At 66.8% G+C, this 14,841-nt stretch carries 15 protein-coding genes, 1 pseudogene and 1 riboswitch; of the genes and pseudogenes, 8 read left to right on the top strand and 8 right to left on the bottom strand.

Annotated elements, in window-relative coordinates; genetic code table 11:
* The first annotated feature begins 5 nt into the window (after positions 1 to 5).
* The 4 genes from benC to WKW79_RS04270 all read left to right on the top strand — a co-directional run bounded on the left by benC (position 6) and on the right by WKW79_RS04270 (position 4,704).
* Entirely contained in the window at positions 6 to 1,022 is a 1,017-nt protein-coding gene (gene benC, locus WKW79_RS04285) for a benzoate 1,2-dioxygenase electron transfer component BenC (RefSeq protein WP_340333883.1), read from the top strand.
* The gene (gene benD / locus WKW79_RS04280) at positions 1,019 to 1,807 is read left to right on the top strand and encodes a benzoate diol dehydrogenase BenD (RefSeq protein ID WP_340333882.1); all 789 of its coding nucleotides are present in this window, start codon (positions 1,019 to 1,021) and stop codon (positions 1,805 to 1,807) included. Before benC ends, benD begins: the two co-directional genes overlap by 4 nt.
* Positions 1,808 to 1,838: 31 nt before the next feature.
* Positions 1,839 to 3,221, top strand: a complete 1,383-nt coding sequence (locus tag WKW79_RS04275; protein WP_340333881.1) for an MFS transporter — start codon at positions 1,839 to 1,841, stop codon at positions 3,219 to 3,221.
* Positions 3,222 to 3,381: 160 nt separating this feature from the next.
* Complete coding sequence (locus tag WKW79_RS04270) at positions 3,382 to 4,704, top strand: amidohydrolase (protein ID WP_340333880.1); 1,323 nt, start codon at positions 3,382 to 3,384, stop codon at positions 4,702 to 4,704.
* 21 nt (positions 4,705 to 4,725) lie between these two features.
* Here WKW79_RS04270 and WKW79_RS04265 read toward each other — a convergent pair whose 3' ends face one another.
* Positions 4,726 to 5,589: a LysR family transcriptional regulator gene (locus WKW79_RS04265; protein WP_340333879.1), complete on the bottom strand. Its 864-nt coding sequence runs from the start codon at positions 5,587 to 5,589 to the stop codon at positions 4,726 to 4,728.
* 88 nt (positions 5,590 to 5,677) lie between these two features.
* On the opposite strand from WKW79_RS04265, the gene WKW79_RS04260 reads away from it, so the two are divergent.
* Positions 5,678 to 6,610, top strand: coding sequence for a DMT family transporter (locus WKW79_RS04260; RefSeq protein WP_340333878.1), 933 nt, complete (start codon positions 5,678 to 5,680; stop codon positions 6,608 to 6,610).
* Positions 6,611 to 6,686: 76 nt separating this feature from the next.
* On the top strand, positions 6,687 to 7,046 hold the full coding sequence (locus WKW79_RS04255; RefSeq protein WP_340333877.1) for a DUF1428 domain-containing protein: 360 nt from the start codon (positions 6,687 to 6,689) through the stop codon (positions 7,044 to 7,046).
* A 15-nt stretch (positions 7,047 to 7,061) separates the two neighbouring features.
* Here WKW79_RS04255 and WKW79_RS04250 read toward each other — a convergent pair whose 3' ends face one another.
* Together WKW79_RS04250 and WKW79_RS04245 are read right to left on the bottom strand one after the other, a co-directional pair.
* Positions 7,062 to 7,706 carry a PDZ domain-containing protein gene (locus WKW79_RS04250; protein WP_340333876.1) on the bottom strand — a complete coding sequence of 215 codons (645 nt, stop codon included), beginning with the start codon at positions 7,704 to 7,706 and terminating at the stop codon, positions 7,062 to 7,064.
* A 16-nt stretch (positions 7,707 to 7,722) separates the two neighbouring features.
* The gene (locus tag WKW79_RS04245; RefSeq protein ID WP_340333875.1) at positions 7,723 to 9,417 is read right to left on the bottom strand and encodes a SulP family inorganic anion transporter; all 1,695 of its coding nucleotides are present in this window, start codon (positions 9,415 to 9,417) and stop codon (positions 7,723 to 7,725) included.
* Between WKW79_RS04245 and WKW79_RS04240 the strand changes: the two genes are divergently transcribed.
* On the top strand, positions 9,416 to 9,814 hold the full coding sequence (locus tag WKW79_RS04240; RefSeq protein WP_340333874.1) for a hypothetical protein: 399 nt from the start codon (positions 9,416 to 9,418) through the stop codon (positions 9,812 to 9,814). The two genes, WKW79_RS04245 and WKW79_RS04240, sit on opposite strands and share 2 nt — an antisense overlap.
* Here the strand turns inward: WKW79_RS04240 and WKW79_RS04235 are convergent.
* The gene (locus WKW79_RS04235; protein WP_340333873.1) at positions 9,781 to 10,167 is read right to left on the bottom strand and encodes a DUF2501 domain-containing protein; all 387 of its coding nucleotides are present in this window, start codon (positions 10,165 to 10,167) and stop codon (positions 9,781 to 9,783) included. The genes WKW79_RS04240 and WKW79_RS04235 overlap by 34 nt on opposite strands.
* Positions 10,168 to 10,191: 24 nt before the next feature.
* Positions 10,192 to 11,055, bottom strand: a complete 864-nt coding sequence (locus WKW79_RS04230; protein WP_340333872.1) for an AraC family transcriptional regulator — start codon at positions 11,053 to 11,055, stop codon at positions 10,192 to 10,194.
* Positions 11,056 to 11,143: 88 nt separating this feature from the next.
* On the opposite strand from WKW79_RS04230, the gene WKW79_RS04225 reads away from it, so the two are divergent.
* Complete coding sequence (locus WKW79_RS04225; protein ID WP_340333871.1) at positions 11,144 to 12,394, top strand: MFS transporter; 1,251 nt, start codon at positions 11,144 to 11,146, stop codon at positions 12,392 to 12,394.
* 84 nt (positions 12,395 to 12,478) lie between these two features.
* Here the strand turns inward: WKW79_RS04225 and arsC are convergent.
* The 3 genes and pseudogenes from arsC to WKW79_RS04210 all read right to left on the bottom strand — a co-directional run.
* Positions 12,479 to 12,829: pseudogene (arsC, locus tag WKW79_RS04220) on the bottom strand (arsenate reductase (glutaredoxin)); the annotation flags it as partial.
* 41 nt (positions 12,830 to 12,870) lie between these two features.
* Entirely contained in the window at positions 12,871 to 13,380 is a 510-nt protein-coding gene (locus WKW79_RS04215) for a 6,7-dimethyl-8-ribityllumazine synthase (RefSeq protein WP_340333869.1), read from the bottom strand.
* A 92-nt stretch (positions 13,381 to 13,472) separates the two neighbouring features.
* Positions 13,473 to 13,652: riboswitch (FMN riboswitch) on the bottom strand.
* Between the two features lie 90 nt (positions 13,653 to 13,742).
* Positions 13,743 to 14,834 (bottom strand): DNA glycosylase AlkZ-like family protein, encoded by a 1,092-nt coding sequence (locus tag WKW79_RS04210; RefSeq protein ID WP_340333868.1) that lies wholly within the window; start codon positions 14,832 to 14,834, stop codon positions 13,743 to 13,745.
* Positions 14,835 to 14,841: the final 7 nt, after the last annotated feature.

Genomic DNA, 14,841 nt, shown 5'->3' with positions numbered 1-14,841 from the left:
ACACCATGACCTACAACATCGCCCTGCAGTTCGAAGACGGCGTCTCGCGCATCATCCCGTGCGAGCCCAACGAACTCGTCGCCGACGCGGCCTACCGCGCCAAGATCAACATCCCGCTGGACTGCCGCGACGGCGCCTGCGGCACCTGCAAGTGCCACTGCGAAAGCGGTTCCTTCACGATGGGCGACTACATCGAGGATGCGCTGGCCGACGACGAAGCCGCCAACGGCTACGTGCTGACATGCCAGATGAAGCCGACCTCGGATTGCGTGGTGCGCGTGCCGGCTTCGTCGGCGGCGTGCAAGACGGAAGTGGGCGCGCATGGCGGCAAGCTCACGAAGATCGAGCGCGACTCGGCCACGACCGTTTCGTTCTCCCTGCAGGCCGAGCGGCCGCTGGCTTTCCTGCCAGGGCAGTACGTGAACCTCATGGTGCCCGGCAGCAAGCAGACGCGCTCGTACTCCTTCAGCTCCGCGCCCAACACCTCCGAGCTGGCCTTCCTAATCCGCGACGTGCCCGACGGCCTGATGAGCACCTACATGCGCAAGCAGGCGCAGCCCGAGGACTTCATGATGTTCACGGGGCCGTACGGCAGCTTCTACCTGCGCCCTGCGGTGCGCCCGATCCTGATGCTGGCGGGCGGCACCGGCCTCGCACCATTCCTCTCGATGCTGCTGTGGCTGAAGCAGAACCCGACCGACCATCCGATCCGCCTGGCCTATGGCGTCAACACCAACGAGGACCTGGTCGAATTGGAAACGCTGGCCGAGCTGAAATCCCACCTGCCCAACTTCGAGTTCTTCACCTGCGTGGTGGACACGGACAGTGGTCATCCGAGGCAGGGCTACGTCACCAACCACCTCTCGTCCGATGACCTGCGCGACGGCAATGTCGACGTGTACGTGTGCGGACCGCCGCCGATGGTGGAGGGCGTGCGCAAGTGGATGTCCGGCGTCGGTGTCACGCCGAAGAGCTTTCACTTCGAGAAGTTCTCGTCGGCCAACGAAGCGGTGGCGGCATGACTTCGACGCGTTTCAAGAACAAGGTCGTCATCGTCACCGGCGCCGCGCAAGGCATCGGTCGCGGTGTGGCGCTGCGCATCGCCTCCGAAGGCGGGACGGTGCTGGCGGTCGACCGGTCCGACATCGTCAACGAGGTCGTGCAGGAGATCAAGGAGGGCGGCGGCACGGCCGCTGGCTTCCAGGCCGATCTCGAAACCTTCGCCGGCGCGCAGGCCATGGTCGCCGAATGCCTCGCGAGGTTCAAGCGCGTCGACGTGCTCGTCAACAACGTGGGCGGCACCATCTGGGCCAAGCCCTACGAGCACTACGAGGAAGCGCAGATCGAGGCCGAGATCCGCCGCTCGCTGTTCCCCACGCTGTGGTCCTGCCGCGCGGCGCTGCCTTTCATGTTGAAGAAGAAGCGCGGCGTCATCGTCAACGTGTCGTCGGTCGCGACACGCGGCGTGCATCGCGTGCCGTACTCGGCGGCAAAGGGCGGCGTGAACGCGCTGACCGCGTCGCTGGCGATGGAGCACACCCGCAACGGCATCCGCATCAATGCCACGGCACCAGGCGGCACCGATGCACCGCCGCGCCGCGTGCCGCGCAACCAGGCGAAGGTGAAGCCGAGTGCGCGCGACACCGTCTGGTACCAGGGCGTGGTCGACCAGACGGTGGACTCCAGCCTCATGCACCGCTACGGGACGATCGACGAGCAGGTCGCGCCCATCCTGTTCCTGGCCTCCGACGACGCTTCCTACATCACGGGCACCGTCGTGCCCGTGGGTGGCGGCGACCTCGGCTGATCGACACAACACAACCTCACGAGACAAGACCATGCGCAACATCGATCTCCACAAGCTGGCCGACGAGGCCCGCTTCAATCGCTTCCACGGACTGGTGCTCTTCTGGTGCGCCCTGATCATCATCTTTGACGGCTATGACCTCGCGGTGGCCGGCATCGCCTTGCCTTCGATCATGAAGGAGATGGGCGTGAGCCCTACCAATGCCGGCTTCATGGTCAGCTCCGCGCTGTTCGGCATGATGTTCGGCGCCATCTTCCTCGGCACCATCGCGGACAAGATCGGACGGCGACGCGCCATCGTCATCTGCGTTGCGTTGTTCAGCGTGTTCACCGCAGCGGCAGGACTCACGCACGAGCCCATCAGCTTCAGCGTGATGCGCTTCCTGGCCGGACTCGGCATTGGCGGCGTGATGCCAAACGTGGTCGCGCAGATGACGGAGTACTCGCCGCGCAAGATCCGCAGCACCATGGTCACGCTGATGTTCAGCGGCTATGCCGTTGGCGGCATGCTGGCTGCGCTGCTCGGCAAGGGGCTGATGGAAGCCTATGGCTGGTCATCGGTGTTCCTTGCGGCGGGCCTGCCGGTGTTGCTGGTGCCTGCGATCCTGAAGTCGATGCCGGAGTCGATGCCTTTTCTCATCAAGGCGAACCGGCTCGACGAATTGCAGCGACTTGCCAAGCGGCTCGATCCTGCCTACCAACCGGCCGCTGGCGACAACTTCGCACTCCCGCGCGAGGACAAGGCCGTGAGCGCACCCATCGGCCGCCTGTTCCAGGAAGGCCGCGGCTTCAGTACCGTGATGTTCTGGATCGCCTTCTTCATGTGCCTGTTCATGGTGTACGCCCTCAGTTCGTGGCTGACCAAGCTGATGGCAAGCGCGGGCTACAGCCTTGGCTCGGCACTGACCTTCGTGCTGGTGCTGAACTTCGGCGCCATGATCGGTGCGGTGGGCGGCGGCTGGCTGGCGGACCGCTTCCACATCAAGTACGTGCTGGTCGGCATGTATGCGTTGGCGGCGGTGTCGATCACCTTGCTGGGGTATCGCGTGCCGACCGAAGTGCTGTTCCTGCTGGTCGGCCTGGCGGGTGCATCGACCATCGGCACGCAGATCGTGACTTATGCCTATGTCGGGCAGTTCTATCCGATGGCGGTGCGCGCCACGGGCATCGGCTGGGCATCGGGCGTGGGACGCAGCGGCGCCATCCTCGCGCCCATCGCGATCGGCAGTCTGGTCGGCCTCGCCCTGCCGCTGGAGCAGAACTTCATGGCGATCGCGATTCCCGCGGTGATCGCGGCGATTGCGGTGGCCTTGATCAACCATGGTCGCTCGACCGGTGCACAGCGTGTGGATGCCTCGCATGCGAGGCATGAGCGTTCGACGGTGGGGGCGAAGGTCGCCATCGCGTCGAAGTAGCCACGCATTTCGCCACAGCGCGCGCATTCTTTGCCATGATCCAACGGCTGCGCGCCATCGTCGCTGCAGTTCATCGTCTCGTGACAGCCTCGGGCGCATTGATCGATGTTGCGACACCCACCGTCGATCGCGTCGCGCCCATTCAACCGGAGAAATCAAGATGATCCATGGTGTCTTTCAACGCAGCGCATTGCTCGCCGCGGTTTTCGTTGCTTCAACCGCGGGCGCGCAGACGCCCTCGCCATTGCACACGCAGGTCTCGCCCATCGTCAGCGGCATGTACCCCTCGCTCGAAGCGCTTTACAAGGACCTGCATGCGAATCCGGAGATCGCCTTCCAGGAAGTCCGCACGGCCGGGAAGATGGCCGAGGAAATGCGCAAGCTCGGCTTCGAAGTGACCGAGAAGGTCGGCGGCACCGGCGTGGTCGCGATCTACAAGAACGGCGCCGGCCCGACGGTGCTCGTTCGCACCGAACTCGACGCCTTGCCGATGGAGGAGAAGACCGGCTTGCCCTATGCGAGCAAGGCCAAGACCCTGTCCAACGGCCGCGAGTCCTTCGTCGCGCACAGTTGTGGCCATGACATCCACATGGCCAGCTGGGTCGGCACCGCGCGCACGCTGCTGGCGATGAAAGACCAGTGGAAGGGCACGCTGATGTTCGTCGCGCAGCCGGCCGAGGAAACCGTGTCGGGCGCCAAGGCCATGATCGCCGACGGCCTGTTCAAGCGCTTCCCCAAGCCCGACTACGCCTTCGCATTGCACACCTCACCATCGCCGTACGGCTTTGTCGGCTACAAGGTCGGCGCGATCAGCTCGAATTCCGATTCGATCGAGATCACCTTCAAGGGCCGTGGCGGCCACGGCTCCGCGCCGGACAAGACCATCGACCCCATCGCCATCGCCGCGCGCTTTGTCACCGACGTGCAGACCGTGGTCAGTCGCGAGAAGGACCCGGCGGAATTCGGCGTCGTCACGATCGGCGCGATCCAGGGTGGCACCGTCGGCAACATCATTCCCGATACGGTGGTGTTGCGCGGCACCGTGCGCTCCTACAGCCCGCAGGTGCGCGAAAAGCTGCTGGCCGGCATTCGTCGCACGGCCAATGCGGCCGCGATGATGGGCGGTGCGCCGGAGCCTGCGGTTGAACTCGTGCCCGGCGGGGCTGCTGTCGTCAATGACGAGGTCGTGGTCAAACGCACCGTGACCGCACTCAAGGCCGCGTTCGGCGATCCCAAGGTGGTCGCGGTGCCGCCGATTTCCGCCAGCGAAGATTTCTCGGAGTTCGTGAACGCCGGTGTCCCGTCGATGTTCTTCTTCGTCGGGGTGCTTTCGCCGGAAGACGTGGCTGCCTCGATGAAGCCAGGCGGCAAGCCCCTCGCGTTCAATCACTCGCCGTTCTTCGCGCCGGTGCCGGAGCCGTCGATCAAGACCAGTGTCGAGGCGATGAGCGTTGCGGTGCTGACGACGATGGCCCCGAAGTAGTCCCGGCGAAATCGGCTTCGTTCACCCGTTGCGCCGCAAGGTGCGCAACACCTCCGCGTGCAGCGCGTCGACCGCGCCCGACCCCGCCGAGGCCCGGCTGCGCAGCGCGGCCACTTCCATCGAGGGCAGGGCGGGCAGGCCGTGCTTCTCCTGCAGTTGCAGCAGGCCCGGTGGCATGCTGCAGCGCGTGAGCACTGCAATCGCAAGTCCGCTCTCGACGGCAGCCAACTGTCCGGCCAGGCTCGCGCTGTTGTAGACCACGCGGTAGGCGCGCCGCTGGGACGCCAGGGCGGCCAGCGCAGCACGGCGCGCCATGCTGCCGGCCTCGTAGGCGGCGATGGGCAGCGGGTCGCGCCGCCAGGCCTCGTGCTGCGGCGAGCCGACCCACACCAGCGGCTCGTGAAACAACAGCGTGCCGCGGTTCGCGCGATCCCTCGACACCACGGCCAGGTCGATCTCGCCGCGCGAGATCTTCGGCAGCAAGGTGGTCGATTGCTCGCACACCAGGTCGATCTCGACGGCGGCATGGCGTGCGCCGAAGCTGCGCAGCACGGGCGTGAGGTACGCGGCGGCGTAGTCGTCGGGCACGCCCAGGCTCACGCGGCCGGTGACTGTCGGGCCGTGCAAGGCCGCTTGCGCCTGCGCATGCACCTCCAGCAGCCGACGCGCGTGGCCCAACAACTCCAGCCCGGTGGGCGTCAGCTCCAGGTGGCGCGGGCCGCGGTTGAGCACCGGGCGGCCGACGGCGTCCTCCAGCTTTTTGAGCTGCATGCTCAGCGCCGACTGCGAGCGGTGCACCAGCGGCGCGGCCGCGGTCAGCGAGCCCGCGTCGACCACTGCGACGAAGGCGCGGACCCAATCGAGTTGCAGGTCGGCGGCGGGCATGCGATGCGCTCCATTATTCGATGATCGAATGGTAGCAGTCGGAACAATGCGCTTGTCGCGGCATGGGCCGCGCCGAACAATGTGGCTCATGGACAAGCTGATCACACCTTCTCTCCCGCTCGTGCCTCTCGCCGGCGCGTCAGCCACCACCCCGCGCGAGCGGCAGGGCGTGGCGATGATGGTCGGCGGCGGCCTCTTGCTGGGCACCCTCGGCGTGTTCGTCGAGGAAGCCGGGCAGGACCCGCTGACCACTGTGTGGTTCCGTTGCGCCTTCGGCGGACTGGCCTTGCTGCTGTGGGGCGCCGCGACCGGGCGCCTCGGCGAATTGCGCCTGCGTGGCACGGCCCTCGTGGCAGCGCTGGCCGCCAGTGCATTGGTGATCGCCAACTGGGCACTGTTCTTCGGCGCCATCGAGCGCACCTCGATCGGCGTGGCCACCGTCGTCTTCCATGTGCAGCCGCTGTGGGTGCTGGCACTCGGCGCGTGGTGGCTGCGCGAGCGCGTGTCGTGGCGCCAGGCCGGCGCAGCGTTGCTGGCGCTGGGTGGCCTGGCCTTGGCGACGGGGCTGTTCGACGGCGGCGGGGCCGGCAACCTGCACCAGCGCGACTACCTGGTCGGCCTGGCCATGTGCCTGGGTGGCTCGCTCAGCTATGCCGGCGTGACGCTGATCGCCAAACTGGCCCGCGGCCTGAGTTCCTTCGCGCTGGCCTGGTGGCAATGCGCGGTGGGCACCGTGGCGCTCGCATGGTGGCCCCTCCTGCACGGTTGGCCGGCGTTCGGTGCCAGTTGGGGCTGGCTCATGGGCCTGGGCGCCATCCACACCGGCCTGGCCTATGTGGTGCTGTACGGCGGCATGGCCCGCCTCGGAACCAGTCGCATCGCGCTGCTGCAGTTTGTCTACCCGGCCGCGGCGATCTTGATGGACTGGGCCGTGTACGGGCGCGCGCTCAGCGGGGTGCAGATGGCGGGCGTCGCCTTGATGGCGGTGGCCCTGACGGCGGTGCGACGGGATGCGGCGTGACGCGAATGTGCCGCACTGAATTGCTTGCGCGACCGGGCCGGACGCCGTAGCGTGCGGGGATTGAAAGGAGAAATCCATGGCCTATGTCGACGGATACGTCCTCCCCCTGCCCAAGGCCAATGTCGAGGCCTACCGCGCGATGGCGTTCCAGGTCGGCGCCATCTGGCGCGAGCATGGTGCGATCGAATACCGCGAGGCGCTGGCGGACGATGTGCAGCCCGGCCAGCACACCTCGTTTCCGCAGGCCGTGCAGTTGAAGGACGACGAGTTGGTCGTGTTCTCGTGGATCGTCTTCGAGTCGCGATCGAAGCGCGACGAAGTCAATGCCAAGGTCATGGCCGACCCGCGCCTGAAGGAGTGGATGGACGCGTCGAAGCTGCCTTTCGACGGCAAACGGATGTTCTGGGGCGGCTTCGAGATCATGATGACCTTGTAGCCATCGGGTGCAGGCCTACTTCGCCGCCTGCACCACGGCCGATCCGGGCACGGTGACCTCGATGCTCATCTTGACGAGCGCACCGTCGCGCCAGACACCCAGCGGCGCCTTGTAGCCCGGTGCCATCAGGCTCACGATGGATTGCAGCTCGACCGGCGTCTGCACGCGCTGGCCTGAGATCTCGACAACAACGTCGCGTGTGCGCAGGCCGGCTTGCCCGGCGGGGGTCTCCACCACCAGTGCGCCATACGCGCTGCGCATGCCGAGCGTGGTCGCCATGGCGGGCGTCACGGCCTGGAATTGCACGCCCAACTGCCCGCTGATCACGGGGTTGGACGACGTCCCCGCCTTGGCGTTGACACACCCCTTTTCCTGCTGCACCTGCTGGATCGCATCGACATGCCATCCGTAGACCTTCTGCGGAAACCCGACGGTGACGCGGTAGCCCTGCTGCATGACGCCCAGGAAGCGGCCGAGCATGTAGCAATCGTTGCCGCGGTAGTCGGCGGGCGTGGCGTTCATGCGCGCCGGGGTCTGCGCCGAGAACGCCTCGACACTTTCTTCATCGACGATTGGATTGACCTGGCCCGCGCAGGCCGAGAGCAGCGCCACGGCGGGGAACATCGCGCGCAGCAACAAAAACCGCAGTGAAGCGTTCATCGACATGAGGCCCAGCCTACGCCGGTTGGCTTGTCAATGCTGCCAGTGCGTCTGCATCCGTGCGATAGACGAAGAGCAGCGGTCCCGGCGCGAGCAGGCCCGCGCGTTCCAGAACCTGCTGCGCCGGCAGCTTGAGCCCGCTCAGGTGCAGCCGGATGCCGGCGTTCTCCAGCGTCCGGCGGATCGAGCCGAACACCTCCGCGCCCGTGATATCGATGCGATTGATGGGCTGCGCGAACAGGCACACGTCGGTCAGGCCGGGCCGCGCCGCGATGACTTCCGAAATGGCCCGCTCCAGCGTGCTGGCGGAGGCGAAGTCCAGCTCCGCATCCATGCGCAGCGCATAGAGATTGGGGGCCAGCATCGGCAGCTTCCACAGGTGGCGATCACGCAGGCTGCCGTCTCCGTGCAGGCCGACCTCGATGATGCGCGGATGCAGATGCCGGTACATGTAGTTGGCCAGGCTGGCCAGCAGGCCGCCCAGCACGCCCCAGTAGATCGACGGTGCGGTGGCCATGGTCAGCAGGAAGGTGCCGAACGCGATGCCGGCCTCCACGCGCGACACCTTCCACAGTGCCGCGAAGGTGCGCGGCTTCAGCAGCCCCAGGATGGCCGTCATCACCACCGCCGCCAGCACCGACTGCGGCACGTGGTACATCAGCGGCATCAGCCACAGCAGCGCGATGGCGACGAACACCACGCTGAACAGTGTGGCCCAGCCGGTCTGCGCGCCGGCATAGAGCGTGATGGCCGAGCGCGAGAAGGAGGAACTGGTCGGGAAGGCGCCGGTCAGGCCGGAGGCCACCTTCGCCAGGCCCTGACCGATCAGGTCCTGGTTCTCGTTCCAGAGCGTGCCGGCGCGGGCGTTGTCGATCTTGGCGCTCGAGGCCGTCTCCAGGAAGCTCACCAGCGTGATCATCAGCGCGGGCAGCAACAGCGCGGAAATCTGGTGCAAGGACGAGAAATCGGGCAGGTAAAGCGAGGGCAGGCCGGATGGCAGCGCCCCCACGACGGCGCCCCCCAACAGCGCGTAGCTCAACGCATGACTGATGGCGGCCGAACCCGCGACCAGCGCCATCGTCGTCGGGAACTTGGGCGCCCAGCGCTTGCCCAGCCACATGACGGCCATGCTGCCGAGGCCGAAGGCCATGGCGGTCCAGTCCGGCGGTGTGCCGCCTTGCAGCGCCTGCATGACGGTGCGGCCGGTAAAGCCCAGCAGCGAAGGCAGTTGCGACAGCGCGATCAGGATGGCCGCCCCCTGCGTGAAACCGCTCAGCACCGGCGAATTGACCAGGCGCAGGATCCAGCCAAAACCACCCGCGCCGATCACGATCTGGATGGCGCCGGAGATCAGCGTGAGCCACACCGCCATCGCCACCCATTCCGCACTGCCTGCCACGGCGAGCGGCGCCAGCGAGGCGCCCACCAGCAGGCTGGTGAGCGCGGTCGGCCCGACCGACAGGCGTTGCGACGAACTGAACAACACCGCCACCAGCGCCGGCCACAACGCCGCATACACGCCGGTGACCAGCGGCATGCCCGCGAGCGCGGCGTAGGCGACGCCCTGCGGCAGCACCATCAGAGCGACCGTGATGCCGGCCAGGGCTTCGGTGTGGAGCAGATGGCGACTTGGGCGGGGCCAGCCCAGGCAGGGCATGAAGCGGGCGAGGCGCTGGCGCAAAGGGGCGGGGCTGTCGGAGGTCGAGTTCATGAGCGGCAAGAATTTACCCGGAGCGGCCGGTCACAAAGTGATGCGCCACATGCGGGAGGGTAACCCGCACGAGGAGGAAGGTGGCGCCGCGCTCCTCGGCATTGCGCGAGAGGAAATGAACGGCGGCGCCGACTGGCACCAGTTCCGCAGAGGTACTCACCGGCCGCAGTCGGCGTGGTACTCAGTCATCAGTGGTCAGCAACTCTTCCAGGATGTCGTCGGTCAGGCCCTCGGCTGCGGCCTCGGCGCCGACGCGTTCGCACAGATCGAGCAATCTGTCGACGTTGAGTCGATGCAGGCGCTGGTCTTCTTCGGCGGAAGTTTCCATGGCGACATCAGGATTCAGGACGCTGGCGCATCAGCTCACACCAGCGACTTCGCATTCTTCAGCACGTAGTCGCAAGCCTTCGTCTTGAGCTGGCCCGAGACGCTCTTCAAGTCGAAGGACTTGCCATCCGTGCCTTGCAGCAAGCCCTTGGCGCCGCTGGCGTAGCCGGCCTGCTGCGGCTGCTGGCCGCTGACCATGCCCATCAGCTTGTCCTTGACGGCCGTGGCGTCGCCGCCGGCCAAGTAGTTGTTCTTCACGCAGTACTGCAGCACGCCGGCCGCATTCCCCATGGTGCTGGAATCCATCTGGGGCATCGAGAAGTTTCCGGCCTGGGATTTGAGGGTGCCCAGCAGGTCGGCAGCCGAAGCAGTGCCGGCAACGCAGATGGCGAGGCTGGCGACGAGAGCGATGCGAGTCTTCATGACGAGCTCCTGGGTTGTGTGGCCTTACGACTTCTTCTTGTGTTGAAAAGCAGTGGGCGACTGGCCGGTCGCGGCCTTGAACATGGCGCAGAAGGCGCTGTCGGTGGCATAGCCGCTGGCCGTGGCGACCTGGCTGACTGGCATGCCGCGCGCGAGCAGCGGCAGCGCATGGGCCATCACGGCCTGCTGGCGCCATTGCTGCCAGCTCATGCCCAACTGATCGCGGAACATGCGCGCCACGGTGCGCTCGCTGGCGCCGATGGCATGCGCCCGCTCGGCCAACGTGGCGCGGCTGGCGGGCGCGCGCAGCATGGTTTCGCACAACTGGCGCAGGCGCTTGTTGGCGGGCAGCGGCACGTCGATGCGGATCTGCGTGGCGCGCTCCAGTTCGTCGACCAGCAACGGCGCGATCCAGCGTTCGCGCTGGGCGGCGTGCGGGTCGGCGGGCGGCAGGCCATCGGGCGTGGTGTCGAGCGCGAGCATGAGGGCGCGCAGCAGCCGGCTGATCTCCAGCACCTCACAGCGCTCCCAACTCGGCGCAATCCACCCGTGCAGGTACACCGTGCGCAACTCGGCATCCTCGATCAGCGTGATGCTGTGCGGCATGTTGGCCGGCACCCAGAGCGCACGCGAGGGCGGCACGATGTAGCTGCCATCCTCGGTGCTGAGGCGGATCACGCCGCGCGTGGAGAAGGTGAGCTGTGGCCACGGATGCTGGTGCAGTTCGACCAGCGTGTCGGCCTTGAGGAAGTGCTCCTTGGCGCGCAGCGGTCGCACGGCGTCCGGCGCGTACAGGTGCGGCGTCAGCGGGCCGACGCTGTTGGTCGGTGCGGTCGCCGTGCTGCGCGGCAATTCACGGAGTCTGTCGGGGCTTTCAGTGCTTGGCATGATTGCGACAATTGTTGTCCCTCTATCGCCATTCTGACGCTGCTGGCCCGGCTAGCATCAGAGTCCGCCCTCGAATTTGTAGCCAGACATGACCGCCGCTTCCGACGCCACCGCCGCCAAACCCAGCCTGGGCTCCGACGCCAAATTGATCGGCCTGGTCGGCCTGGCCCACGCCATCAGCCACTTCAGCCAACTGACGCTGGCGCCGCTTTTCCCCTGGCTCAAGGACGCCTTCAACGTCAGCTACACGGAACTGGGCGCGGTGCTGACCGTGTTCTTCGTGGTTTCCTGTGTGGTGCAGGCGGCCTCCGGTTTCGTGGTCGACAAGCTGGGTCCGCGGCCGGTGCTGTTCGTGGGGCTGGGCCTGCTGGGTGTGGCGTCCATCGGCTATGCGCTGGCGCAGAGCTACTGGATGCTGCTGGCCTGCGCAGTGTTCGCGGGCATGGGCAACGGCGTCTTCCATCCGGTCGACTACACGCTGTTCAACCGCAAGGTGACCCCCTCGCGCCTGGGCCATGCCTACAGCGTGCACGGCATCACCGGCAGCCTGGGCTGGGCGCTGGCGCCGGCCTTCGTGGTGCCGCTAGCCATCGCCTTCTCGTGGCGGGTGGCATTGGCATCGGCGGGTGCGGTCGCATTGCTCGTGTTGCTGGTGCTGTGGCTGTATCGCAAGGAGTTGGCGCTCGACGTCAAGGAAGTGCACAAGGCGACGGGCCACGCCGACGGTGCGCACGTAGGCGGTGATTTCGACTTCCTGCGCATCCCCGCCGTGTGGATGTGCTTCGGTTTCTTTTTCTTCTACGCCATGGTGATCAGCGTGGTGCAGACCTTCGCGCCGGTGGCGGCCGGGCATCTGCATGCGGTGCCGGTGGCGGTGGTCGCGGTGTGCCTCACCGTTTACATGGTGGCGAGCGCGGCAGGCATGGTGGTGGGCGGCTTCCTGGCCTCCGATCCGACGCGCTGCGAGCGCATCGTGGGCACGGGGTTCGGCATCGCGGCGGCGCTGGCGCTGGTGCTGGCCTTTGCCAGCTTCCCGGCGGCGATGGTGCCGGTGCTGTTCGGCGCGATGGGTTTTGCATCGGGCATTGCGGGACCGTCGCGCGACTTGCTGGTCAAGAAGTCGACGCCGCCGAATGCGACCGGGCGGGTCTATGGCGTGGTGTATGCCGGCCTGGACATCGGCCAGGCGGTGGCGCCGTTGATCTTCGGGCCGCTCATGGATCGGGGCCAGTACCTCAGCGTGATCCTCGGCCTGGCGCTGACGCAGGGTGTGCTGATTGCCAGCGCGTTCAATGTGCGGCGCGTGCGGCGGACATTGCTGGTGCCTGCTTCCGCCTGATCACGATCGTTTCAATGTCAAAAGGGCCGGCGCTGGAAATGCGCCGGCCCTTTTTTCGTTGGGCTGCAAGCTGACTCAGAGTGGCGGCAGTATCTCGTTGACCACTTCCTTCGGCCGGCAGATCCGCGTGCCCATCGACGTGACGACGATGGGGCGCTGCAGCAGGATCGGGTGTTCCTGCATGAAGTCGAGCAGTTGCGCGTCGGTCCACTTCGGGTCGTCCAGGCCAAGTTCGTCGTAGGGCGTTCCCTTCTGGCGCAGCAGGCCGCGGACCGTGGTGCCCATGGCGGTCGCAAGTCCCTGCAAGGTTTCTCGCGTCGGGGGCGTCTTGAGGTACTGGACGACCTCCGGCTCGATGCCGTGCTCGCGAATCATCGCGAGCACGTTGCGTGAGGTGCCGCAGTTGGGATTGTGGAAGATGGTGGTGGTGCTCATCTCGCCATTTTCGCGCTGCGGCGTGGGTGCGTACGGAAGGCTCAGGCCGTCGTCAGTGTCTCGACCAGACTCAGGCTTTGCAGCGTCTTGATGCACGCATCCGCCGCCTCGGTACCCTTGATGGCGAAGTGGCGGTGGAAGTACTTGCGGTGCTCCACATGCTCGTGGAAGTGGTGCGGCGTGAGCACGGCCGACAGCATCGGCACGTTGGTCTCCAGTTGCAGCGACATCAGCGTGCTGACAACCGTGTTGGCGACGAACTCGTGCCGGTAGATACCGCCGTCGACCACCAGGGCGCAGCCGACGATTGCGGCGTAGCGGCCCGACAACGCGAGCCGCTTGGCGTGCAGGGGAATCTCGAAGGCGCCCGGCACGTCGACGACGTCGATGCGATCGCGGGCGAAGCCCTGGCGCTCCATCTCGTCGAGGAAGGCATCGCGCGCCTGGTGCACGATGTCGGAGTGCCATTGCGCCTGCACGAAGGCGATGCGCAGTCCGCGCGAGGCGTCGGACGGAATGGCGGAAAGGGGAAGGTCGTTGATCTGACTCATGGTGCCTCTTTTGCAAAGCAGGTTGTATGAATCAGGGCGCACGAAAACACATGCAAGGCCGCGCGACGAATGCGCGCAGCCCGGCCTGCGGTTCGCGCTCTCTTTCATCCGGACTTTAGGGTACTGCTTGCGCAGTACCCAACCGTCGGCTTCGGAATCGCACCGAAATCTGCTGACCCTGAACCTCGGGAGAGGCCAGGCGCTCGCGGGCTTGTGCGGCTCTCGCCGCCATCACCGCCGGTGGGGAATTGCACCCCGCCCTGAGAACGCTTCGCCCCGGCTTGCGCTGGAGCGGGTTGGATTCTAGGCACGCTCGCCGGATCCCGCTGTCACGCAGGGCGCAAGACCCCACGGCGTGCGGGTCAGCGAGGGGCAAGGAATTGCGCGAGGCGATGCAACTCGTCGTCGAGCGCGGCGCGGAATGCCGCGTCGCGCGGCTTCCGGTCGACGTAGCCGAAGCTCGGTTGCAAGCGCCCCTCGCCAGCCGCCACGTTGGCCCAGCCGATCACACGGTCGTGCCAGAGCAGAGGCAGGGCGTAGTAGCCGTATTGCCGCTTCGGCGCCGGCGTGTAGGCCTCGAACTTGTACGCCCAGCCCCAGAGCAGTTCGAAGCGGCGGCGATCCCAGACGACCGGGTCGAAGGGCGCGAGCAGGCGCACGGATTCATCGGGGGCATGGCGACGCGAGGCGGGATTCTCCTCGGCCGGCCAGTACCAGGTGGTGCCATCGATGCGGCAGGAGGCCAGTTGCTCGCGCGCATGTTGCAGGGCGGTCTGCGTCTGGGGCGAGAGGTGCGGCGCGCCGTAGCCTAGGAGGCGCACGAGGTAAGTGAGGCTCGCGGCCGGCAGTGGCGCGTACTTGCGCACCACCAGGTCGACCAGCGCACCGGCGCGTTGGGCGCGACCGGCCAGGCTGTCGTCGGCGGGTGCATGCATCACGGCCTCGTAGACGCGCGTGCCGCTCTCGCGCCGGGCCACGCGCAGCATGCCGCGGTAGTGCATGCCGTCGAGCAAGTGCGTGGTCGCGTTGCTCTGTCCACCCCAGTAGTTCTGGACGCGGCCATGCGCGAAATGCAGCTCGACATCGCGCGGATGCACTGCGCCATGCTCGCGCACGAAGGCGAGCACGTCCTCCGCCTTGCGCCGCGTCTCCGCGTCCCAGACGCGGGCCGACTCGCGCGGGTGCATCAGGGTCAGGTGCTCGCGCGGCAGGAAGCCGTAGTTGACGAGGCAGTCTTCTTCCACGGCCAGCCGCGTGTACCTGCGCTCCAGGTCGCCCGCCCGATAGTCCTTCACGCGATGGCGCAGCGTCAGGTCCTGCGCGCGCGCCGGTGCACGGATGGGATCGGCCTGCACGAAGCCCAGGCGCTGGATCGCGCGCGGCAGCGTGGTGGGCTTGAACAGCGTGCGCGCGATGGCGTAGCGCCGCAGGTTGTCGAGGGTCGGGGTGGCCATGAGGCCG

Source organism: Variovorax robiniae, assembly GCF_037889955.1.
In the GTDB taxonomy this organism is placed as follows: domain Bacteria; phylum Pseudomonadota; class Gammaproteobacteria; order Burkholderiales; family Burkholderiaceae_C; genus Variovorax; species Variovorax robiniae.
This window is presented reverse-complemented; position numbering and strand designations above follow the sequence as displayed.